This window comes from Streptomyces sp. NPDC037288 (assembly GCF_055603265.1).
In genome coordinates this window covers 37,132-58,175 of sequence record NZ_JBVJVY010000025.1, presented here as the reverse complement: position 1 = coordinate 58,175, position 21,044 = coordinate 37,132, and the positions used below count along the sequence as shown (strand labels likewise).

At 70.1% G+C, this 21,044-nt stretch carries 22 protein-coding genes, 1 pseudogene and 2 riboswitches; of the genes and pseudogenes, 7 read left to right on the top strand and 16 right to left on the bottom strand.

All coding sequences use genetic code 11. The features are described 5' to 3' along the window. Window positions 1-90 precede the first annotated feature (90 nt). The 5 genes from ACZ7GZ_RS26055 to ACZ7GZ_RS26035 form a co-directional block, all read right to left on the bottom strand. Window positions 91-1,878, bottom strand: coding sequence for an ABC transporter substrate-binding protein (locus tag ACZ7GZ_RS26055; protein ID WP_471027764.1), 1,788 nt, complete (start codon window positions 1,876-1,878; stop codon window positions 91-93). Window positions 1,879-1,948: 70 nt separating this feature from the next. After that, the gene (locus tag ACZ7GZ_RS26050; protein WP_471027762.1) at window positions 1,949-2,956 is read right to left on the bottom strand and encodes an ABC transporter permease; all 1,008 of its coding nucleotides are present in this window, start codon (window positions 2,954-2,956) and stop codon (window positions 1,949-1,951) included. Between the two features lie 270 nt (window positions 2,957-3,226). After that, window positions 3,227-4,009 carry an enhanced serine sensitivity protein SseB C-terminal domain-containing protein gene (locus ACZ7GZ_RS26045; protein WP_471027843.1) on the bottom strand — a complete coding sequence of 261 codons (783 nt, stop codon included), beginning with the start codon at window positions 4,007-4,009 and terminating at the stop codon, window positions 3,227-3,229. 187 nt (window positions 4,010-4,196) lie between these two features. Further along, the gene (locus ACZ7GZ_RS26040; RefSeq protein ID WP_471027761.1) at window positions 4,197-4,988 is read right to left on the bottom strand and encodes an enhanced serine sensitivity protein SseB; all 792 of its coding nucleotides are present in this window, start codon (window positions 4,986-4,988) and stop codon (window positions 4,197-4,199) included. A 146-nt stretch (window positions 4,989-5,134) separates the two neighbouring features. Further along, a complete protein-coding gene (locus tag ACZ7GZ_RS26035; protein WP_471027760.1) occupies window positions 5,135-5,779 on the bottom strand; it encodes an AAA family ATPase in 645 nt (214 codons plus the stop codon). A 162-nt stretch (window positions 5,780-5,941) separates the two neighbouring features. Then, window positions 5,942-6,041, top strand: a riboswitch (glycine riboswitch). After that, a riboswitch (glycine riboswitch) is annotated at window positions 6,042-6,154 on the top strand. Between the two features lie 41 nt (window positions 6,155-6,195). Here ACZ7GZ_RS26035 and gcvT point away from each other — a divergent pair. The 4 genes from gcvT to ACZ7GZ_RS26015 all read left to right on the top strand — a co-directional run bounded on the left by gcvT (window position 6,196) and on the right by ACZ7GZ_RS26015 (window position 10,566). Then, on the top strand, window positions 6,196-7,323 hold the full coding sequence (gene gcvT, locus ACZ7GZ_RS26030) for a glycine cleavage system aminomethyltransferase GcvT (protein ID WP_471027759.1): 1,128 nt from the start codon (window positions 6,196-6,198) through the stop codon (window positions 7,321-7,323). A gap of 109 nt (window positions 7,324-7,432) precedes the next feature. Next, window positions 7,433-7,810, top strand: coding sequence for a glycine cleavage system protein GcvH (gene gcvH, locus ACZ7GZ_RS26025; protein ID WP_471027757.1), 378 nt, complete (start codon window positions 7,433-7,435; stop codon window positions 7,808-7,810). Window positions 7,811-7,824: 14 nt separating this feature from the next. Beyond that, complete coding sequence (glyA, locus tag ACZ7GZ_RS26020) at window positions 7,825-9,108, top strand: serine hydroxymethyltransferase (RefSeq protein ID WP_471027756.1); 1,284 nt, start codon at window positions 7,825-7,827, stop codon at window positions 9,106-9,108. A gap of 90 nt (window positions 9,109-9,198) precedes the next feature. Then, the gene (locus ACZ7GZ_RS26015; protein ID WP_471027755.1) at window positions 9,199-10,566 is read left to right on the top strand and encodes an L-serine ammonia-lyase; all 1,368 of its coding nucleotides are present in this window, start codon (window positions 9,199-9,201) and stop codon (window positions 10,564-10,566) included. A 167-nt stretch (window positions 10,567-10,733) separates the two neighbouring features. Here the strand turns inward: ACZ7GZ_RS26015 and ACZ7GZ_RS26010 are convergent, their stop codons facing one another. The 4 genes from ACZ7GZ_RS26010 to ACZ7GZ_RS25995 all read right to left on the bottom strand — a co-directional run bounded on the left by ACZ7GZ_RS26010 (window position 10,734) and on the right by ACZ7GZ_RS25995 (window position 14,015). Continuing rightward, window positions 10,734-12,368: an MFS transporter gene (locus tag ACZ7GZ_RS26010; RefSeq protein ID WP_471027753.1), complete on the bottom strand. Its 1,635-nt coding sequence runs from the start codon at window positions 12,366-12,368 to the stop codon at window positions 10,734-10,736. 258 nt (window positions 12,369-12,626) lie between these two features. Continuing rightward, the gene (locus tag ACZ7GZ_RS26005; RefSeq protein ID WP_471027752.1) at window positions 12,627-13,487 is read right to left on the bottom strand and encodes a class I SAM-dependent methyltransferase; all 861 of its coding nucleotides are present in this window, start codon (window positions 13,485-13,487) and stop codon (window positions 12,627-12,629) included. Beyond that, window positions 13,484-13,834, bottom strand: a complete 351-nt coding sequence (locus ACZ7GZ_RS26000) for a VOC family protein (protein WP_471027751.1) — start codon at window positions 13,832-13,834, stop codon at window positions 13,484-13,486. Before ACZ7GZ_RS26000 ends, ACZ7GZ_RS26005 begins: the two co-directional genes overlap by 4 nt. Window position 13,835: 1 nt before the next feature. Continuing rightward, the gene (locus ACZ7GZ_RS25995) at window positions 13,836-14,015 is read right to left on the bottom strand and encodes a ribbon-helix-helix domain-containing protein (RefSeq protein WP_471027750.1); all 180 of its coding nucleotides are present in this window, start codon (window positions 14,013-14,015) and stop codon (window positions 13,836-13,838) included. 152 nt (window positions 14,016-14,167) lie between these two features. On the opposite strand from ACZ7GZ_RS25995, the gene ACZ7GZ_RS25990 reads away from it, so the two are divergent. Together ACZ7GZ_RS25990 and ACZ7GZ_RS25985 are read left to right on the top strand one after the other, a co-directional pair. Continuing rightward, entirely contained in the window at window positions 14,168-15,205 is a 1,038-nt protein-coding gene (locus tag ACZ7GZ_RS25990) for a phosphatidylinositol-specific phospholipase C domain-containing protein (RefSeq protein ID WP_471027748.1), read from the top strand. 94 nt (window positions 15,206-15,299) lie between these two features. Next, entirely contained in the window at window positions 15,300-15,854 is a 555-nt protein-coding gene (locus tag ACZ7GZ_RS25985) for a glycoside hydrolase family 25 protein (RefSeq protein WP_471027746.1), read from the top strand. 10 nt (window positions 15,855-15,864) lie between these two features. On the opposite strand, the gene ACZ7GZ_RS25980 is transcribed toward ACZ7GZ_RS25985, so the two are convergent. Further along, window positions 15,865-16,527 carry an NADPH-dependent F420 reductase gene (locus tag ACZ7GZ_RS25980; RefSeq protein ID WP_471027745.1) on the bottom strand — a complete coding sequence of 221 codons (663 nt, stop codon included), beginning with the start codon at window positions 16,525-16,527 and terminating at the stop codon, window positions 15,865-15,867. A 72-nt stretch (window positions 16,528-16,599) separates the two neighbouring features. Further along, window positions 16,600-16,749: a hypothetical protein gene (locus ACZ7GZ_RS25975; protein WP_471027744.1), complete on the bottom strand. Its 150-nt coding sequence runs from the start codon at window positions 16,747-16,749 to the stop codon at window positions 16,600-16,602. Window positions 16,750-16,787: 38 nt separating this feature from the next. On the opposite strand from ACZ7GZ_RS25975, the pseudogene ACZ7GZ_RS25970 reads away from it, so the two are divergent. Continuing rightward, window positions 16,788-17,120: pseudogene (locus ACZ7GZ_RS25970) on the top strand (2-isopropylmalate synthase); the annotation flags it as partial. Window positions 17,121-17,278: 158 nt separating this feature from the next. Here ACZ7GZ_RS25970 and ACZ7GZ_RS25965 read toward each other — a convergent pair. The 5 genes from ACZ7GZ_RS25965 to ACZ7GZ_RS25945 all read right to left on the bottom strand — a co-directional run bounded on the left by ACZ7GZ_RS25965 (window position 17,279) and on the right by ACZ7GZ_RS25945 (window position 21,006). Then, a complete protein-coding gene (locus tag ACZ7GZ_RS25965; RefSeq protein WP_116147008.1) occupies window positions 17,279-17,491 on the bottom strand; it encodes an EF-hand domain-containing protein in 213 nt (70 codons plus the stop codon). 214 nt (window positions 17,492-17,705) lie between these two features. Then, complete coding sequence (locus tag ACZ7GZ_RS25960; RefSeq protein ID WP_471027742.1) at window positions 17,706-18,317, bottom strand: ADP-ribosyltransferase; 612 nt, start codon at window positions 18,315-18,317, stop codon at window positions 17,706-17,708. Between the two features lie 77 nt (window positions 18,318-18,394). Then, window positions 18,395-19,582, bottom strand: a complete 1,188-nt coding sequence (locus ACZ7GZ_RS25955) for a YVTN family beta-propeller repeat protein (RefSeq protein WP_471027741.1) — start codon at window positions 19,580-19,582, stop codon at window positions 18,395-18,397. After that, a complete protein-coding gene (locus ACZ7GZ_RS25950) occupies window positions 19,582-20,388 on the bottom strand; it encodes a polysaccharide deacetylase family protein (protein WP_471027740.1) in 807 nt (268 codons plus the stop codon). Before ACZ7GZ_RS25950 ends, ACZ7GZ_RS25955 begins: the two co-directional genes overlap by 1 nt. Before the next feature lie 114 nt (window positions 20,389-20,502). Next, window positions 20,503-21,006 (bottom strand): ATP-binding protein, encoded by a 504-nt coding sequence (locus ACZ7GZ_RS25945; protein WP_471027738.1) that lies wholly within the window; start codon window positions 21,004-21,006, stop codon window positions 20,503-20,505. Window positions 21,007-21,044: the final 38 nt, after the last annotated feature.

Here is a 21,044-nt window from a genome sequence, read left to right as displayed (position 1 = left end):
CCGCGGGCCCCCGGAGATCTTCCGGTGGGCCCGCGGCTCGCCGCGCCGGCCTTCACCTGCCTTTCGTGCCGTACGGCGGGTGTGCCGGGTTTACTTCGTGGACTTCAGGCCGAGGTTGACGAAGTCGTAGTAACCGCTGTACGCGTTCGTCGTGTACACGTTGGCCAGACGCGAGGAGCGGATGTTCAGCAGCCGCTCGAAGGTGAAGGGCAGGTAGTACGCGCCCTCCGAGACCTTGTGGTTGATCTCCGTGGCGAGCTGGGTCTTCTTCGAGTTGTCCAGCGTGGTGGTGTACTGGTCGAAGAGACCGTCGATCGCCTTGTCCTTGATCAGGGCGTAGTTGTTGTTACCGCTCTGCAGGATGTACTTGCTGCTCCACAGCGGGATGCCGTAGCCCTGGACGGTCGGGAAGTCCGGACCCCAGCCCATGATGATGATGCCGAGCTTCTTCTTCGCCACGTTCGCGGGGGCGCCGATGATGCCCGGGGACTGCGAGCCGTCGTACTGGTAGATGTCGGCGTTGATGCCGACCTTCTTCAGCGCGGCCTGCAGGGACTCGGCGGTGGCCACTTCCTGCGACTTGTTGTTGCGGACCGCGATGGTGGTGGAGAAGCCGCCCGCCTTGCCGCAGGCCTTCAGCTCCTGCTTGGCCAGGGCGACGTTGCCGTTCTTGTTCTTGGTCGCGATCTCGTACGGGTCGTACTTCTGGCCCTCGCCACCGGCGACCGACGGCGGGAGCATGTTGGTGCCGATGTCACCACCGGCGATGGGGCCACCGCGGGCGGTCTGCAGCGACACGTGGTCGGCGGCGTAGATCACGGCCTTGCGGCAGTGGACGTTGTCGAACGGCTTGACGCTCTGCGGGAAGACCGCGTAGCGGATGAAGCCGGAGACCGGGTTGTCCAGGTTGTCCTTGTGCTGCTTCAGGGCGATCTGGCGGCCCTGCGGGCCCAGGCCGGTCTGGCTGGCGTCCAGGTCGTAGTCGCCGTTGATCAGCTGCTGGTCCGAGTTGACCTGGTTGGTGGAGATGTCCAGCGTGATCTTGTCCGGGTACGCCTTGCGGACCGGGTCCGAGGACGCCTTCCACTGGTCGTTGCGGACCAGGACCAGGTTCTTGCCCGGGGCGTACGACTCGAACTTGTACGGACCCGAGGAGAACGGGTGCAGGCCGTACTTGGACTTGGTGTCCTTGTCCTGGCGGACCGGGGAGCCCGTGGTCATCGCCAGCGTCTGGAGGAAGTCCGAGTTGGGCGCCGGCAGGTGGAAGACGATCGTCTTCGCGTCCGGCGTCTCGATCGCCTTCAGGCCCAGGTGGTCCTTCGCGGTGTCCTTGTACGGACCCTTGTACGTGTTCTTCGGGTCCAGCATCTGCTGGAGGTAGATCGGACCGCCGGACAGGACGTCCTGCGCCCAGACGCGCTCGATGCCGTACTTGATGTCCTGGGAGGTGATCGGCTTGCCGTCCTCCCAGGTGACGCCGTCACGCAGCGTGAAGGTGTACTTCTTGCCGCCGTCCGAGACCTTGCCCATGTCCGTGGCGAGGTCCGGGGTGAGCGTCGCGCCCTCGGCACCCGGCGCGGTCTTGTACGTGACCAGCTGGCGGCTGTAGTAGCGCGAGAAGTCCCACATGAACCCGTAGTAGCCGCGCGTGGTGTCCCACGAGTCGGCGTCCTGCGTGCTCACGAACTTCAGCGTGCCGCCCTTCTTGACCTGGTCGGCCTGGGCGACCTTGTTGACCGCCGCGTTGAAGCCGGCCGCGCCGTCCTTCGAGCCGCCGCCATTGCCTCCGCCGCACGCCGCCGTGGTCAGCAGCCCGGCGACCACTGCGGCAGCGGCAAGGGCCTGCTTGCGCCGCCCTGAGGTGCGTTGGGTGTTCACGATCTCGGATCCTCCGGATTTGATGAGAGACCCCGTGGAAGAGCTCACGGGACGCTTGGGGTACGGCACTTCAGCGGGAAGCCTTCGGGTCGAGCGCGTCCCGCACGCCGTCGCCGAAGAGGTTGAAGGCCAGAACCGTGATGAAGATCGCCACGCCAGGGATCACCATGTACATGGGGTCCGAGTCGTAGTAGTCGATCGCGCTCGAGAGCATCTGTCCCCAGGAGGAGGTGGGCGGCTTGACGCCCACGCCCAGGAAGCTGAGCGCCGCTTCGGTGAGGATGTTCGTGGGGATCATCATCGTCGTGTACACGATGATGGGCGCGACGAGGTTGGGCAGCAGTTCCTTGAAGAGGATGTAGAACCGCCCGGCGCCGAGCGAGCGGGCCGCCTCGACGTACTCGCGTTCACGCAGCGAGAGCGTCTGACCGCGCACCACGCGGCCGATGTACGGCCAGCCGAAGAAGCCGATGACCAGGATCATCACGAACACACGCACGCCCGTGCCGCTGAGCCCCAGCATCTGGTTGGGCATGACGGAGACCAGCGCGATGATGAACAGCAGCTGCGGGAAGGCGAGGAGGCCGTCCATGACCCGGCTGATGACCGAGTCCACCCAGCCGCCGAAGAAGCCCGCCAGGATGCCGAGGATGGTCCCGAGGATGACGGCGACCACGGCGGACAGGAAGCCGACGAGCAGCGAGATCCGGGCGCCGTAGAGGATGCGGGCGAAGATGTCGCGGCCGTTGACCGGTTCGACACCGAGCAGGTGGTCGCCGCCGATGCCGCCCATCGAGCCCTTGGGGGTGCTGAACAGCGGGTCGATCAGGCCCTGGTGGTAGGCGTCCGGGTCCTGGCCGACGAGGTTCGTGATCACCGGTGCGAGCAGCGCGATCACGATGAGGAGGAGCACGACTATGCCGCCCGTCAGGGCCAGTTTGTCCCGCTTGAGGCGTTCCCAGGCGATCCGGCCCAGGGAGCGGCCCTGAACGGCCTTCGCGTCGGTGGCCGCGACCGCCGCTTCCTCTGCCGCACCCGGGGCCGCTTCCGCGGTCGGCTCGTGCAATGGTGCCGTCATCAGGCTGGGACCCCTCTCAACCGGCGGTAGCCGGCCCGCACTTGCCGCTGGTAGCGGCATCAAACAGTCCGTCGTACACAGGGGCGAACCCCTTGAAGGGGGAGTCTTCAACGCTTGCGCGATCAGCCGCCAGCCTTGACAGGGAATGGATGCGCAACCGTGATGCAAGCAGGCGTTTCCTGTTATGCGGACAGGAAGTTACGGCGAACGGACGGGGCCCGCCGGGACGGCCGCGTGCGCAAAACGGGACATACGAGCGATGAGCCCAGGTCAGAAACTGCCGTGCACCGGTGGATAGCCGTATCCGGCGGCGGGCGCCTGCTGCTGTGGGGAGGCCTGGAGCTGGGGCTGCGGCGCGGCGTGGGCCTCGCGGTCGTAGAACGGGCGGGCGCTGGCCCGCATCCACATCACGACCGGGTCGTACTCGTCGGTCATCGCGACCGTCGACACCGGCAGGCCCTCCGGGACCGCGCCGACGGACTGCTGCATCATCGCGCGCACCGAGTCGACCGCGGCCGGCGAGGTGTCGTACACGTCCAGGCCGATGGCGAGGTACGGCGCGCCGAGCGCCGGCTGCACCCAGGCGCGGCGCAGGGAGCGCAGGGCCGGGGTGCGGTGGGCGTTCTGCGCGAGCAGGGCGTAGAACTGCGGGACCTCGATGCCGGGTTCGGTCAGCCGGAGAGGCCCGGCGGGCTGGCGGTCCAGGCCCGTGGCGATGCGGCGCAGATCCAGCCAGGGGATGCCGACACCGCCGCCCGGGGCGTGCGGGTTGAGCCAGAGGCCGTAGTGGTCCGGGTAGAGGGTGCGGGCCACGTCGAGTCCGTCGACGACCTCGTACGACCGGTTCCAGCCGCTGACCGAGAGCTCCTGCGCGGAGGTGACGCACGGGGCGTACTGGAAGCCGTCGACCTCCATGTTTCCGTACTGGGCGTCCGGGGAGCCGGCCTGGCCGTGCCACAGGAGCATCCAGATCTGACCGGAGGACGGGGCGGCGAGGGCGCGCAGCAGTGCCTCGTAGGCGTCGTAGCGTCCGGGCGTGACCTGGCGCAGCATGTGCTCGACGCTGCCGCTGTGGCTCGCGCTCACCTGTCGTGCCCTTCTCTTTTCTTGCCCCGTGTGTGGAGACAGCTTATGCGCCCACCGGGGTGCGGCCTCGGGATCGTGCGCGGGTGCGGGGTTGCGGTGGGTCACCCGCGCAGTTCCCCGCGCCCCTGAGGTCCGCTGCGCCCCTGCCTGCTGATCAGTGACCGTACTGATAGAAGGGGCGGACGTTGTCCTTCAGCCAGCCCGCCACCGGGTCGTCCGTCACGTCCAGGAGGACGAGGTTGACCGGCCACCTGACCGGGACTTTGCCGAGGGCTCGGCCCAGGGCCTGCAGGGGGAGGGTGCGCAGGTCGCCCTCCCACTGGGAGAGTTCGACGCCGACGAACATCACCGGGTCGTCCGTCTCTATGGCGGCCAGGCAGCGGCGGGCGGCGAGGACCACGCCGGTCTCGGCGAACTCGGCGGACGCGGCGGAGAGGAAGTCGACCGGGTCGTCCTGCCAGTCGGGTTCGAAGAGGCGGACCCGGCCGCCGGTGCCGGGGCCGTCGAGCGGGGTGCGGCCGGTCCGGCACAGCTCGGCCACCGCCTCGGGCGGGAGCGGGATGCCGACCAGGGCGTCGGGGTTCACGGCCATGCCGACCTGCGGGGGCAGACCGCGGGCGAACTCCACGGCGGGGGCGATGGTGTACGACATGTGGGAGCCGGCCGCCTGGCGCAGCTGTTCCTCGGAGCTGAACACCGGGACGTACACCTGGCCGCCGATGTCCAGCGTGGGCAGGTCCAGCGGGCCGCTGTCGGGGCCGCCGCCGCCCGGCAGCGGGATCCACAGCAGGCTGCGGCCCAGGACCTCGATGATCCGGCCGGCCGCGGCGGGTATGCCGAGGGAGGCCGAGAGCACCTCCTCGAGCTCGTTGCCGGGCCAGCCGCCGTGCGGCTGGGGGTGCGCCTGTGCCGGGAAGTCCGCGGGAATGTCTGCCGGGAAGTCCATCTGCCTACCGCCTGCTGGAAGCCACTGCTGTGACCAAGAAGGCTAGCGGGTGGCTGTGATAGTCCCTCACCCTGTGCACGTCGTCCTCCTCGTCCGGTGCGTGCGATCTCGTCCGCTGCATGCGATGTCATCCGGTGAACGCGATCTCATCCGGTGAAGGCGATCCGCCGCAGGGTGTCCGCCGCCCCGCGGTCCAGCAGCACCGCGGATCCGCAGCCCGCGGGCAGCTCGCCCCGCTCGACCGTGTCGAGCAGCCGGGCGGTCGTACGGCGGTGACGGCGGAAGGCGTGGCGGGAGACGCCCCGGCCGCGGGACCGCTGCCCCTCGCGGGCGGTACCGGGCGCGACGTCGAGCAGGAGCAGATGGAGGGTGCCGCCGCGGCGGCGCGCCTCGCGGGCGAGCCAGGCGCGCACCCAGGGCTGGGTGCCGCAGTCGTGGACGACGAGCCCCTCCCCGGTGCGCAGGGCGCGGCGCAGGCCGGTGTAGTGGGCGAGGCGGACCAGCGGGCGGTAGAGGGCGTACGGGAGCGCGCGGGGCAGGCGGGCGGCGAAGCGGTCGCGCACGTCCTGGGAGTCGATGCGGCGGCCGGCGACCGCGCGCCGCATCAGGGTGGACTTGCCGCTGCCGGGCAGGCCGGTGATCACCGCCAGGTCCCCGGGGCCGAAGAGCAGCGCGTGCGGGCCGCGGCCGGCGCGGTCGCGCAGGTCGCGGACGACGGGGGCCGGGGCGGGACGCCGCCTCGGCACCGCGATGCCTGTGGTGGCGGTGGCATACACCGCGGTCCTGTTCACCGTGATCTTCCTCCCCTGTCGGCCCGGTAATGCTCATGCCCGCTATACGTAAAGAGAAGGTAATGAACGGCGGTGGTGGAGAGGTCCGCGTCCTGCCACAGGTCGGTTACAAAAGCCGGCTCGCCGTGCAATGATGTGGCCGCCAACTGCATACCGGCCGCTTGAATCCGCGCGGGAGAGTTCCTGGCAGCACTGCTGCCGGGGCGCCGAAGGAGCAAGTCCCTCCCTTGAATCTCTCAGGCCCCGTTACCGCGCGGGCGAGGCACATCTGAAAAGCGGGCCGCTGCGACAGTGGCTCCACCCAAGGTGCAAGCCGTGATCGTCCCTGTGGCGGTCCTGGCGAACCTCTCAGGTTCCGATGACAGATGGGGAGGAACGTTCCTCGCCTGTCTGCTTTCCTGGGAGACGACCGTCCGATGAGCAGTACCGAACCCCTTGAGCCGCGTCATACCGCGCTGGACGCGCTGCATCGCTCGCTCGGTGCGACCATGACCGACTTCGCCGGCTGGGACATGCCCCTGCGCTACGGCTCCGAGCGCGACGAGCACATCGCCGTGCGCACGAAGGCGGGCCTCTTCGACCTCTCCCACATGGGCGAGATCACCGTCACCGGCACCGGTGCGGCGGCCCTCCTCAACTACGCGCTGGTCGGCAACATCGCCTCCGTGGGCGTGGGCCGTGCCCGCTACACCATGATCTGCCGGGCCGACGGCGGCATCCTGGACGACCTGATCGTCTACCGGCTCGCCGAGACCGAGTACATGGTCGTCGCCAACGCCTCCAACGCCCAGGTGGTGCTGGACGCCCTCACCGAGCGTTCCGCCGGCTTCGACGCCGAGGTGCGCGACGACCGGGACGCGTACGCGCTGATCGCCGTGCAGGGCCCGGAGTCCCCCGGCATCCTGAAGTCCCTCACCGACGCCGACCTCGACGGCCTGAAGTACTACGCCGGCCTGCCCGGCACCGTCGCCGGCGTCCCTGCGCTGATCGCCCGCACCGGCTACACCGGCGAGGACGGCTTCGAGCTGTTCGTGAAGCCGGAGCACGCCGTGGAGCTGTGGCAGGCGCTGACCAAGGCCGGCGAGGGCGCCGGTCTGGTCCCCTGCGGCCTGTCCTGCCGGGACACCCTGCGCCTGGAGGCGGGCATGCCGTTGTACGGGCACGAGCTGACCACCGCGCTCACCCCCTTCGACGCCGGGCTCGGCCGGGTGGTGAAGTTCGAGAAGGAGGGCGACTTCGTCGGGCGCGAGGCGCTTGAGCAGGCCGCCGCCAGAGCTCAGGAGAACCCGCCGCGGGTCCTCGTCGGGCTGATCGCCGAAGGCCGGCGCGTGCCGCGCGCCGGGTACGCCGTCGTCGCGGGCGGTCAGGTGATCGGCGAGGTCACCTCCGGCGCCCCCTCCCCCACCCTGGGCAAGCCGATCGCCATGGCCTACGTCGACGCGGCGCACGCGGCACCGGGCACCGCGGGCGTCGGTGTGGACATCCGGGGCAGCCACGAGCCGTACGAGGTCGTGGCGCTGCCGTTCTACAGGCGCCAGAAGTAGACACTGGGCGCGGTCACCGTGTGACCCCGCGCACGTTTCCGCTGCTCACCAGCGGTTTCAGCAGTCCCCCCTTCATCAGCACTCCCGCGCGTACAGGAGAATTCAGGCCATGAGCAACCCCCAGCAGCTGCGCTACAGCAAGGAGCACGAGTGGCTGTCGGCCGCCGAGGACGGCGTCTCGACGGTCGGCATCACCGAGTTCGCGGCCAACGCGCTCGGCGATGTGGTCTACGCCCAGCTCCCCGACGTCGGCTCCACGGTGACCGCGGGCGAGACCTGCGGTGAGCTGGAGTCGACCAAGTCGGTCTCCGACCTGTACTCGCCGGTCACCGGTGAGGTCACCGAGATCAACGAGGACGTCGTCAACGACCCGTCGCTGGTGAACTCCGCCCCCTTCGAGGGCGGCTGGCTGTTCAAGGTGCGCGTCACGGAGGAGCCGGCCGACCTGCTCTCCGCCGACGAGTACACCGCCCAGAACGCAGGCTGAGGAGTCGTAGCCCGATGACCGTCCTGAACACGTCCCTGCACGAGCTGGACCCGGAGATCGCCGCCGCGGTCGACGCCGAGCTCGGCCGCCAGCAGTCCACGCTGGAGATGATCGCCTCCGAGAACTTCGCGCCGCTCGCGGTGATGGAGGCGCAGGGCTCGGTGCTGACCAACAAGTACGCCGAGGGCTACCCGGGCCGCCGGTACTACGGCGGCTGCGAGCACGTCGACGTCGCCGAGCAGATCGCCATCGACCGGATCAAGGAGCTGTTCGGCGCCGAGTACGCCAACGTCCAGCCCCACTCCGGCGCCTCCGCCAACCAGGCGGCCCTGTTCGCGCTGGCCCAGCCCGGGGACACCATCCTCGGCCTGGACCTGGCGCACGGCGGCCACCTGACCCACGGCATGCGCCTGAACTTCTCCGGCAAGCAGTTCGACGTGGTCGCCTACCACGTGGACGCCGCCACCGGCCTGGTCGACATGGCCGAGGTCGAGCGGCTGGCCAAGGAGCACCGCCCGAAGGTGATCATCGCGGGCTGGTCGGCGTACCCGCGTGAGCTGGACTTCGCCGAGTTCCGGCGGATCGCCGATGAGGCCGGCGCCTACCTGTGGGTCGACATGGCGCACTTCGCGGGCCTGGTCGCGGCCGGTCTGCACGCCAACCCGGTGCCGTACGCCGACGTGGTCACCTCCACCACGCACAAGACGCTGGGCGGTCCGCGCGGCGGCATCATCCTCGCCCGCGGCAAGGACTTCGCGAAGAAGCTGAACTCGTCCGTGTTCCCGGGCTTCCAGGGCGGTCCCCTGGAGCACGTGATCGCGGCGAAGGCGGTCTCCTTCAAGGTCGCCGCCTCGGAGGAGTTCAAGGAGCGCCAGCGTCGTACCGTGGAGGGTGCCCGGATCCTCGCCGAGCGCCTGACGGCGGCGGACGCCCGTGAGGCCGGCGTGAACGTCCTGACCGGCGGCACGGACGTGCACCTGATCCTGGTCGACCTGCGCGCGTCCGAGCTGGACGGGCAGCAGGCCGAGGACCGTCTCCACGAGGTCGGCATCACGGTCAACCGCAACGCCGTCCCGAACGACCCGCGCCCCCCGATGGTGACGTCGGGCCTGCGGATCGGTACGCCGGCCCTGGCGACCCGCGGCTTCACGGCCGAGGACTTCGCCGAGGTCGCGGACGTGATCGCCGAGGCGCTGATGGCGCCTTCTCCCTTCGGGGAGGCCGACGCGGAGGCCCTCAAGGCGCGCGTGAAGGCGCTCGCCGACAAGCACCCGCTGTACCCGGGCCTGAACAAGTAGGTCCGGACAAGTAAGTCCCCGGTGGGGCACTCGGAGGTGAGTGCCCGAGGGTGCCCCACCACCCCTGTACTGCTTTCTTGAGGAGTGACCGTGGCCATCTCGGTCTTCGACCTGTTCTCGATCGGCATCGGCCCGTCCAGCTCCCACACGGTCGGCCCGATGCGTGCGGCGCGCATGTTCGCCCGCCGCCTGCGCAACGAGGGCCTGCTGGGCTCGGTGGACTCCGTGCGATGCGAGCTCTACGGCTCCCTCGGCGCCACCGGCCACGGTCACGGCACGCCCAAGGCGGTCCTGCTCGGCCTGGAGGGCGCCTCGCCCCGCACGGTGGACGTGGAGACGGCGGAGGAGCGGGTGGAGCGGATCAGGACCGCGGGCCGTATCTCGCTCCTCGGCGAGCACGAGATCCCCTTCTCCTTCGACGACGACCTGATCCTGCACCGCCGCAAGGCCCTGCCGTACCACGCCAACGGCATGACGATATGGGCGTACGACACCTCGGGCGCGGAACTGCTCTCCAAGACGTACTACTCGGTCGGCGGCGGCTTCGTCGTGGACGAGGACGCGGTCGGCGCGGACCGCATCGTGCTGGACGACACGGTCCTGAAGTACCCCTTCCGCACGGGCGACGAGCTGCTGCGCCTGACGAGCGACACCGGCCTGTCGATCTCCTCCCTGATGCTGGAGAACGAGCGCGCCTGGCGCACCGAGGAGGAGATCCGGGCGGGCCTGCTGGAGATCTGGCGGGTGATGCGCGAGTGCGTCCAGCGCGGCATGTCCCGTGAGGGCATCCTGCCCGGCGGCCTGAAGGTCCGCCGCCGCGCGGCCGTCTCGGCCCGCCAACTGCGCGCGGAGGGCGACCCGTTGGCGCACGCGATGGAGTGGATCACGCTCTACGCGATGGCGGTGAACGAGGAGAACGCGGCGGGCGGCCGCGTGGTGACGGCCCCCACGAACGGCGCGGCCGGCATCATCCCGGCGGTCCTGCACTACTACATCAACTTCGTGCCGGGCGCCGACGAGGACGGCGTCGTCCGCTTCCTCCTGGCCGCCGGCGCGATCGGCATGCTCTTCAAGGAGAACGCCTCCATCTCCGGCGCCGAGGTCGGCTGCCAGGGCGAGGTCGGCTCCGCCTGCTCCATGGCCGCCGGCGCCCTCGCCGAGGTCCTCGGCGGCTCCCCGGAGCAGGTCGAGAACGCGGCCGAGATCGGCATGGAACACAACCTCGGCCTGACCTGCGACCCGGTCGGCGGCCTGGTCCAGATCCCGTGTATCGAGCGCAACGGCATGGCCGCGGTGAAGGCGGTCACCGCCGCCAAGATGGCCATGCGCGGCGACGGCTCCCACAAGGTGTCCCTCGACAAGGTCATCAAGACCATGAAGGACACCGGCGCGGACATGTCCGTGAAGTACAAGGAGACGGCGCGGGGCGGGCTCGCGGTGAACATCATCGAGTGCTGAGGAGGTAGGCCCTGACCAGCGCGTTCGTGTCGTTCGGCGCGGTCAGGGCCTTCGTGCCGCGGGCAGCCGCGGCGGCGGCGCTTCGGCCATCGTGCGGACAGCCGCGGCGTGAGCGCGCGGACTGAGACGACGAGGACTGAAGCTCGCTGCGTCGCCGACGCCCACCGTCAGTGGCTGCCCACGTCATCGCCCTTGTGAGCGGGTTGGCCGTCGGCCCCGGAACGGGGGGAGGCCCCGGGCGTGGAGCGGCTGCCTCGTCGATCGTGGTCCGGCTCCCGTGCCGGCCCCGTGGGCCGTCCCACCGGACGCAGGGCGATCACCAGTACAGCCGCTCCGAAGAGCGCGGCGAGCATGATCCAGACCGCGCCGACGTGCATGGCGTGGACGAACGCATCATCGGCGGCGTGCGCGAGAGCGGGCCGGTGGATCGCGGTGGCTACCTGCCGGGCCTGTTCGGCGGACACCCGCGCCCGGTCCTGCGCCGGCCCGGGTACGTCGCTCAGTGAGGGTTCGATCGTGTGCCGGTACACGATCGACATGATCGTGCCGCCCACTGCGATGCCGATCACGCTGCCGGTCTGCCGCACGGTGTTGGTGACGGCCGACCCGGCACCGGCCCGCTCCAACGGCAGGGAGCTGATCAATGCTGCCGTCACCGGGCCGATCACCATGCCGACGGAGAGGCCCTGGACCAACAACAGGATCTCGATCCAGACGAGCGGCGTGTGCAGTCCGAGCAACCCGTACGCGCCCATGGTCAGCGCCGCCACGGTGAGCGCCGGTGCGGCGACAGGGCGCAGCGACCAGCGGCGAACCAGACGCGCACCGAGAGACGCCCCCAGGGCCGCGCCGAGCGCGGTCGGGAGACCGGCCGAGCCCGCCTCCATCGGCGAAAAGCCGCGTGCGCCCTGCAGGTAGAACGCGTGATAGAAGGTGACGGCGGCCACGGCGAACAGGAGCAGTCCGAGCGCCGCGTTGCCGCCACCGAAGGTACGTTGCGCGAGCAGTCGGGGATCGAAGCTCGGCATCCTGGTCCGCAGTTCGACGAGTACGAAGGCGGCCAGCAGGGCCAGTCCGACGGCTATCGGCGCCCAGACATCCGTACGACTCCAGGCGGCCACCTGCCCCGCACGGATCAGCCCGTAGGCCAGCGCCGCGAGCCCGCTGATCGACAGCAACATCCCCGCCGGGTCCAGAGCCCGCGGGACGGGGCTGCGGAAATTCGGGACCAGCAGGGTGATCCCGGCCAACGCCACTACCACGACCGGGACGTTGACCAGAAAGACCGAGCCCCACCAGAAGTGGTCCAGAAGCAGCCCTGCCAACAGGGGGCCTGCAGCCATTCCGACACCGGCGGATGTCGAGGAAATGGCGATCGCGGTGGCCCGCGCGGGGCCGGTGAAGGTCCACATGAGGATGGCCAGGTTGGCGGGCATGATCAGCGCACTGCCCGCTCCCATCGCCGCTCGAGCGGCAATCAGCTGGCCTGCGTCGCTTGCGTACGCCGCCCACACCGAGGAACCGGCGAAGACCACCAGTCCGGTGGCGAGCACGGTCCGGTGACCGAAGCGATCACCCAGTGCGCCTGCGGTGAACATCAAGGTGGCGAAGGCCAGGGTGTACGAGCCTGTGGCCCATTGAAGCTCGGCCGGGCCGGCGGCCAGTCCACGGGCCGGGTCCGCGAGGGTCTCCAAGGCGGTGCTCAGGACGGTGTTGTCCAGCCAGATCAGCAGCGAGCACGACATGAGAACGGCAAGGATCAACTGCTGCCTGGACTTCGGCAGCGTCGGGGGTGTGGTCATGAATATCCTCGGATGCGATCGGCAAAAAGGACCTGACCGCTGGACGGTAGGCAATCGTCACACCCTTGTCAATTTATGAATACCCGTAACAGGCCGCCGTTTTCGGTGAGTTGGCGGGGTCATATCGCCCCGCCCTTTGTCAATTCCTGAGTGCCCGTGAAAAAACTGTTTCAGCGAGTCGCCGGGCCATATTTTCACGCCGCTGTCAATTTCTGACAGCCGAAATGCTGCGGCGGGCGCCATGGAGTGATGCGTCCGTCAGGTCCGGGCCAGCAGCAGGTCCTCCCCACTTGACGGGCGCAGGCCGTCGGCGCGGCCGGCGAAGTAGCGCTCGGCGTGCGAGGCGCCCGAGACGTGCCGGACGTCCGCGAAGCCGGCCTCCCGAGCCAGGTCCAGCATCGCGCGCGGGGTGTAGAAGCTGACGAAGGGGGTGCCGGACGCCCGGGCGCCCGCCTCGCTCGCCTTGAGGCCGGCGCGGTCGCGCTCGTCCACGAGTTCTTCCGGCAGCAGGAAGGTCATGGCGAGGGTCGTGCCCGGTGCCAGCCCGGCGACCTGGCGCAGGGTGGCGGTGGTGGCCTCCTCGGTGAGGTACATGGTGACGCCGGTGGAGGCGATGACCGCCGGGCGGCCGGGGTCGAAGCCCGCCGCGGTGAGGTGCTGCAGCCAGGAGCCGCCGCTCGCCTCGAAGTCCACCGGCACCAGGTGCAGCGGGGCCGGGACGCCGAGGCCCAGTTCGGCCAGGCGGCGGCGCTTCCAGGTCTGCGGGCCCGGCTGGTCGATCTCGAAGACGCGCAGGCGGGAGGCGGTCTTCGGGGCGCGCTGGGCGAAGGTGTCCAGACCGGCACCCAGGATGACGTACTGGTCGACCCCGCGTTCGGCCTGCTCGGCGACCAGGTCCTCGATGAAGCGGGCGCGGGCCACCATGGCCGCGCGGAACCCCCCGGTGGCACCGGGATCCATGTCCGGGCGGCTGCGCCAGTCCGGGCCGGGGTCCGCGAGCCGCAGGCCGATCTCGTCCTCGAACACGTGCGGCGGCGGGTCGGTCTGGACGTGCAGCGCCCGCCACAGGGCGCACCGCACCGCGGTGTTGTCCGGCGCCTCGGTCCGGTCGCCGGTCACGGCTGGTCCTTCCGGGGGGCCTGGAGGCTCCACAGCCGGCCGTCGGGGTCGCGGACCGTCATCATCCGCGTCCCGAAGTGGGTGTCCTCGAACGGTGTGACCACCTCGACGGCGGGGTCGGCGCGGAACGCGTCCGCGTCCGGCACCTTCAGCACGATCTGCGTCCGCGGCTCCCGGCCTTCGGGGACCTCGGCGATGAAGACACAGGGGCCGTCGCCGTTGCGGAACTGACCGGAGTTGTGGTCGGTCGCGAACTCCAGCTCGTATCCCAGGGCTTGGAAGAACCTGGCCGCCCTGCCCCAGTTGTGGGTCTCCAGGAACACGGCTTCGATGCCTTCGGTCGCCATGTCAGGTCTCCTTCTCGGTCGAGGGCTGTTCCTGTCGATGGGCGTCGCCGAGGTAGGCCCGCAGCGCGTCTGCGACCAGTGCCGACAAGGACATGCCCGACTCGATGGCGCGGTACTTGACCTGCTTGATCAGCCCGATCGGCAGGTACACGTTGAACTGCTTGACTTCCTCATCACCCACGATCGCAAGGCTAGCATGCTAGCAATCTAGCCGCCAGACGTGCCGTGCCCCGGCGCACCGCAGAGGGGCTGATGTTCCTCCAGGGGCTACCGCGCAGTAACCGCTCGCTCATACGCTGCGGCCAACTCGACACATCCGAAGGGGAGTTGGCTATGGGCGCAGTGAGACGGGTCGCGGCACTCGCGGGGGCGGCCGCGCTGCTGGCGACGGGGCCGGGCAACGCGCACGCGGCGGCGCCGAAGTTCTCCGGGACGACGGCCATCGGCACGCACAACGCCTACGAAAAGGCCAAGTACGCCTACTTCGCCCAGGCGTTGGACTCCGGCGCCTCGCTCCTGGAGCTGGACGTGTACGTGGACAGCCTCACTCACCGCTGGCGGGTCAGCCACAGCAACCCGCTGGGCAACGACAACAACTGCGAGGCCGCGAAGACCCCGGGCGAGCTGTACGGCAAGAGCCGCAACCAGGACCTCGGCAGCTGCCTGGACAACATGGCCGCCTGGAACCAGCTCCACCCCGACCACCCGCCGATCGTCATCAAGGTCGAGATGAAGGTCGGCTTCAACAACAACGCGGGGATGGGTCCGGACGAGTTCGACACGCTCGTCTCCCAGAAGCTCGGCAGCAGCGTCTACAAGCCGGCCGATCTGCTCGGCGGGACGTACCCCTCCCTCGACGCGGCCGCCAGGGCGGACGCCTGGCCCTCCCGCGACTCCCTCAAGGGCAAGTTCCTCTTCGAACTGATCCCGGGCACGGTGGAGCAGTCCAACCCGTTCGACCACTACTGGACGGACCAGGAGTACGGCGACCATCTGCGCGACCTCTACGCGGCCGGGAACATCTCACAGGCCGAGGCCTTCCCCGCGGTGCTGGGCGCGGCGGCCGGCGACCCCCGGGCAAGCCGCTGGACCTCCGACACCTCCATCCGGCCCTGGTTCGTGTTCTTCGACGGTGACGCGGCCACGTACGTCAACAGCGGCTACGACACCTCGTTCTACTCGACGAACCACTACATCTCGATCATGACGGACGCCGCGGGAGTCTCGCCGGCCATCTCCTCCACCAACCCGACGGACGCCGAAGTCGCCGCCCGGCTGGCCCTGCTGGCCAAGGACCACGCGAGCCTCATCACCTCCGACTGGTCGGCGAAGCCGGCCGCGGTCCTCGGTTCGGTGGCCGACCGGAGCTGACGTTCGAGCCCGTGGGGCGGATCGGGTGTGCCCTCGCGGGGCATCACTCAACCAGCACCTCCTTTCCCCCACCGGCACTTCAAGGAGTCCCCACATGCTCCGCGGCATCGACGTCAGCGCGTATCAGTCGTCCCCGTACGACACGAGCGGCCTCTCCTTCGCCTTCATCAAGGCGACGGAGGGCCGTTCGTACGTCAACCCCCGCGCCACCGCCCAGGCGAAGACCGCCCGCGACGCCGGACTGGTCGTGGGCTTCTACCACTTCCTGTGGCCGGGCAACCTCACCGCCCAGGCGGAGCACTTCGTGACCGCCGCCCCGTCGAAGGCGGGCGACATCCTCGCCGTCGACTGGGAGACCACCGGCGACGGCACCCACGCGAGCAACGCGGAGAAGGACGCCTTCATCAGGAAGGTGAAGGCCCTGCGGCCCACTCACCGGGTCGTCCTCTACTGCAACCGCGACTTCTGGCTGAACATCGACGACACGTCCTATGCCGGCGACGGCCTCTGGATCGCCGACTACGTCACCGCCGGCCACCCCCGCATCAAGGCGAAGTGGCGTTTCCACCAGTACAGCAGCAGCCCCCACGACAAGGACGTGGCGAACTTCGCCAGCAAGGCCGCACTGAGGGAGTGGGCCGCGCCGTAAGGCCGGACGGTCAGCCCCGGAAGGCCGCCGGGCGCTCCGGGGAGGCCTCGGCGAGGGCCTTCCGCACCCCCTCCACGCCGGCCCGGAGGCCGTACACGGGGGTGTCGGGCTGCTGGCGCCAGGAGTCGTCGATGCCGCCCGCGTCGACCGTGTCGAAGCCGAGTTCGTCGATGAGGGCGCGGACGGTTCGCTTGGCCTGCTCGTCGTCGCCGGCGACCGGGAGGGCGATGCGCTCGGGGTCGCCCGCGGGGCGGGGGCGGTCCAGGATGTCCTGGGCGTAGGTGCCGTTGAAGGCCTTGATCACCGGGTGGCCGAGGTGGCGTTCGGTCCAGCGGCTCTCGGTCAGGCCCCCGTCCTCGATGGCGGCGATACGGCCGTCGCGCTGCTGCGGGTAGTAGTTGCCGGTGTCGATCACCGCCACGCCCTCGGCGGCGCCGTCCAGCAGCCCGGAGGGGAGGTCCGGGACCGCCTTGAGGGGTACGGTGACGACCACGACCCGGGCACCCTTGGCCGCGTCCGCGGCCGTCACCGCGGTCGCGCCGGTCTCCTCGGCCAGTTCCCTGAGCGTCTCGGGGCCACGGGAGTTGGCCACGGAGACCTCGTGGCCGAGGGCGGTGAGCCGCCGGGTGAGGTTGCCGCCGATGTTCCCCGCGCCGATGATGCCGATCTTCATGACACACCCTCCGAGGTGTTCGATGCATGTGCATGCGTCTGTCGTAGGGCGACAACCCCGGAGGGTGGCGGGCTATTCCGCCGGCCGTGACGAACGGGCCCGGATCCGGTCCAGGCCGTCGAAGACCTCGGTGATCACCGGGCGGAGGGTGCCGTCCCGCACGACCGCCCCGCCGAGCTCGGCGAAACCGGAGCCGCCGATCGCGTCCAGGACGATGCCCACCGCCCCCGGGCGGCGTGACGGACCCGGACACACCCGCCATGGTCGACCTCAGCGACATCGACGCCGTGCGGGAGACCGTCGAGTACTGCAACCGGCTGCCCGTGCACCCGCGCCACCCGTACGCCGGCGAGCTGGTCCACACGGCCTTCTCCGGCACCCACCAGGACGCGATCAGCAAGGGGCTCGCCCACCATGCCCGGCGGGCGGCCGAGTCGGGGGTGCCCGAGCGGCAGGCGCCGTGGGCCGTGCCGTATCTGCCGATCGACCCGGCCGACGTGGGGCGGTCGTACGAGGCGGTGATCCGCGTCAACTCCCAGTCGGGCAAGGGCGGGGTGGCGTATCTGCTGCGCACGTACGCGGGACTGGACCTGCTGCTGGGGCGGCGGCTCGGCCGGGTGGACCTGCCAGGTCGGCAAGTGCTTCGGCCTCCCGCTGACGCTGGAGCGGCACGACGGGCGCTGGGTCGTCAGGATCCTGCGGACATGACAAAGGGGGGCCCGCCCCACCGGGAGGCCCCCCTTTGCGCACGTCACTTGTTGAGGTAGGCCCAGAACTCGTCGAAGGACAGGACCTTGTCGCCGTTGAGGTCCCGCTGCCTGATGATGGCCTCGGCGACCGTCTCCGTGACGTTCCAGTCACCCTCCTGGGCCAGGGCGGACTTGAACTCGGCCGCGGTGATGAACCCGTCACCGTCCGCGTCGATCCGCTGGAACTGCTTGCGTGCTTCCTCGATGTCCGCCACCGATCCGCCCCTTTTGGTCGTGTTTCTCATGCCGTGCTGGCGTACTGACGCTGGTCAGATTAACGGCCCGGCCAGACCTTCAGCGCCGCGGCCACCCGGCCGGACTCCTCCTGGCCCCTCGGGGGCTCCTGCTCACCCTTGGAAAACATCGCCGGGCGGGGGTGGGATCGGCCGTGTCCAGCCCGTGGGGCGGAGGCTCGAGGCTTCTCAGCCGTCAGTGCCAGGGCCGGTAGTGCGGATTGCTCTCGCAGTCGCTCATGATCTCGACCTTGGTCTTCTTGTCGACCGGGCAGACACCGATGACGTACTGCCGGGCGATCCCGCCGGGGAAGGCGACCTCGACCTGGTCCGCCCACTTGTGGGTGTCGCCGATGGTCTTGTTGACGTCGATCCCGCCCGGGGCGTCGATGTAGTAGTTGTAGCCCGACTTGTACCAGGTCTTGTACAGATCGTGGTCGTACGTCGTCGACACGTACGGCGAGGGCTGGTTGACCAGGACGTACTGTTCGATGTCGTACTGGCCGCCCACGACGTCCTTGGGGTGGAAGCCCTGCTCGAAGACGGTCGCGGGGCCGCGGCTGTCGCTGCGGTAGAGCGTGCCGCAGGTGTCGCGCCAGGCGGGCGTCGGGGTGATCCGGTCGAGGTCCACGTTCCGGTCGGCGGCGGCCTTGAGCCGGTCCTCGAACCGCGGGCACGAGGACGCGGCCTTGGCGGGAACGGCGGCCGGGTGCGGTGTCGCCGGGGCGGTGGCGGCGGTGGTGGCGAGGACGGCGCCGAGGGACAGGACGGCGGCGGCGACACGGCGCCGCAGACGGGTGAAGATCATGCCCAACACGATGTCGGCCGCCCGGCCGCGGCACATGGACCATCACCCGAAAGGCGGCGTGTCCGACTGACCCCGGTTCAGCGGAAGATGCCGGTGTGCCCCAGCGAGTAGCGGCCCGGCTGCGGGTAGACCGCGAGGCCGTGCGGGCCGCTGCCGACCCTGATCCGGGCCAGTTCCCTGCCGGTGCGGGTGTCGATGGCGTACACCTCGGAGTCGTAGCGGCCGGACAGCCACAGGATCTTGCCGTCGGCGGAGACGCCGCCCATGTCGGGGCTGCCGCCGCCGGGCAGGTGCCACTTCCCGGTGAGCCGCTTCCGGGTGAAGTCGTAGACGGAGATGGTGCCCTCGCCGCGGTTGGAGACGTACATCTCGCGGGAGTCGCGGCTGACGTAGAGCCCGTGGGCGCCCTTGCCGGTGTAGAGGAAGCGGGGCCGGGTGAACTTGTCGCCGTCGAGGATCCACAGGCCGTTGGCCATCATGTCGGCGATGTAGAACAGCTTGCCGTCCGGGGAGATCTTGACGTCCTGCGGCATCGCTCCGTGGAACGGCAGCTTCTCCTGCTCGACGACCTTCATCCGCGCGGTGTCGACCTTGAGGACCTCGCCGCTGAACTCGCAGGAGACGATGAAGTAGCGCCCGTCCGGGGAGAAGTCGGCGTGGTTGACGCCGTAGCAGCTGACCGGCACGGCCTTGACGGTCTTCATGGTGTGGGCGTCGCGGAAGACCAGCTGCCGGTCCATGGAGGCCATGACGACGGCGTACTTGCCGTCGGGCGTGAAGTAGAGGTTGTACGGGTCGTGCACGTCGACGGGCTTTCCGGCCCTGCCGGTCCTCGGGTCGATCGGGGTGAGGCTGTTGCCGAGGTCGTTGTTGACCCACAGGGTCTTCAGGTCCCAGGACGGTACGACGTGCTGGGGCTGCCGGCCGACCGGGATCGTGTCGATGACCTTGTAGGTCTTCGGGTCGATGACGGTGACGGTGTCGGACTGGGTGTTGGGGACGTACACGCGGGACGGGAAGTCCCTGACGACCGGCGAGAGCCGGCCCGGGCGGTCGGCGGAGTAGAGGTCCTTGGGGTCCTCGACCGGCGGCATCCCGGGGAGCACGTTCACCCGCGGCTGGTTCACCCGGGGCTGGACCGGGGCCTTGCTGCCGATGGCCTCGTTCGCGTGCTGCGAGGAGCCGGAATCGCACGCGGACAACAGCGTCAGGGCGGTGAGGGCGGCACCGGCGGCCAGCAGGCGGGCGGCTTTCATGGTTCGCATCAGCTCAGCAGCTCCGTGGTGGTGACCGCGCGCAGGTCGCGGCGGCCGAGTTCGTGGAGGAGGTCGGGCAGGGCGGCGACCGTGTCCGGGTACCCGAAGTGCAGGCTGACCACCGACCCGCTGCGCACTTCGGCGAGAACGTTCCGGGTGACAGCGGCGGCGCCGGGGCGGGTGTAGTCGAGCGAGTCGACGTCGTACGACAGCACATGGGGGTAGCCGGCCGCGCGGGCGAGCCGGGCGACCAGCGGGGAGGCGGTCGGCGAGCGGGACGGGCGGAACCAGGTGCCAACGGAACCGGTGAGCCGCTTCAGCCGGTCCGCGCAGTCGGTGATCTCCTTGCGGGCGTCCGCCTCGGCCAAGGCGTTGACGGCGATGTGCCGCTGGGTGTGGTTGCCGAGGTCGTGACCGCCGTCGAGGATCCGGCGGGCGACGTCGGGGTGTTCGTCCAGCCAGGTGCCGACGGCGAGCACGGTGAGCCGGGCGCCGTACCGCTCGGCCGTGCCGAGCAGGGAGTGGGCGATGCCGGGGTCGCCCTGGCCGTGGAAGGTGAGGGCCACCTGGGGGCGGGTGCGCGGGCCGTGGGTGATCTGGGCGGGCTGCCCGGGGTAGGCGCGCGGGGCGGGGGCCGCCTTGGCGCTGGCCGCGGGCCGGGCGGCGGACGGGGACGCGGGAGGGGACGCGGCGGTCGGGGTGGGGGACGGGGCGGCCTGGCCCGCACCGCAACCGGCGGCGAGCGCGCCGCCGGCGACGAGCCCGGCGCCCGCGCGCAGCACCTCGCGTCGGTTGGTGGTGGTCACCCGCACCATTTAAGGGGCGACAGGTAAGAAAACCTCCGATTGGCCCGAAAGAGGGACGATTTCGGGTCGTCTTCGGGCCGCCGTCGCCTGATCGGTGCTATCGGCCGGCGATTTCCGCCTGCGCTAGCGGTCGGCGACCCGCATCTCGAACCAGGTCGTCTTGCCGCGCGGCAGCAGGTCCACGCCCCAGCGGTCGGAGAGCTTGTCCACGAGGAACAGTCCACGGCCGCTGACGTCCAGTTCCTGGACCGGCATCAGACAGGGCAGGCCGCGCGAGGGATCGCGGACCTCGATGCGGATCCAGCCGGTGCGCCGTCGCATCCGCAGGCCGAACACCCGGGCCCCGGTGTGCCGTACGGCGTTGCCGACCAGTTCCGACACGAGCAGGACGGCGTCCTCCGCCAGCTTGGGGGTCAGCCGCCAGGTGCGCAGGATGACGACCTGGGCGAGCCTGCGGGCGGTGGCCGCGGACTCCGGGCGGGACGGCAGCGGTACTTCCGCCTCCGTCGGGTTGCCGAACAGTTCGAGCGCCTTGAGCGCCTGTTCGTCCTCGACCGCGGGCGACCAGCGTGCTGCCGCCGCACGGCTGTGTCCCCGCGGCTGTTCGATGCCCTCCAGCCCCGCCATGCCCCCATCATGGCGGCCCAGAGCCGTCTTGGGGGCCG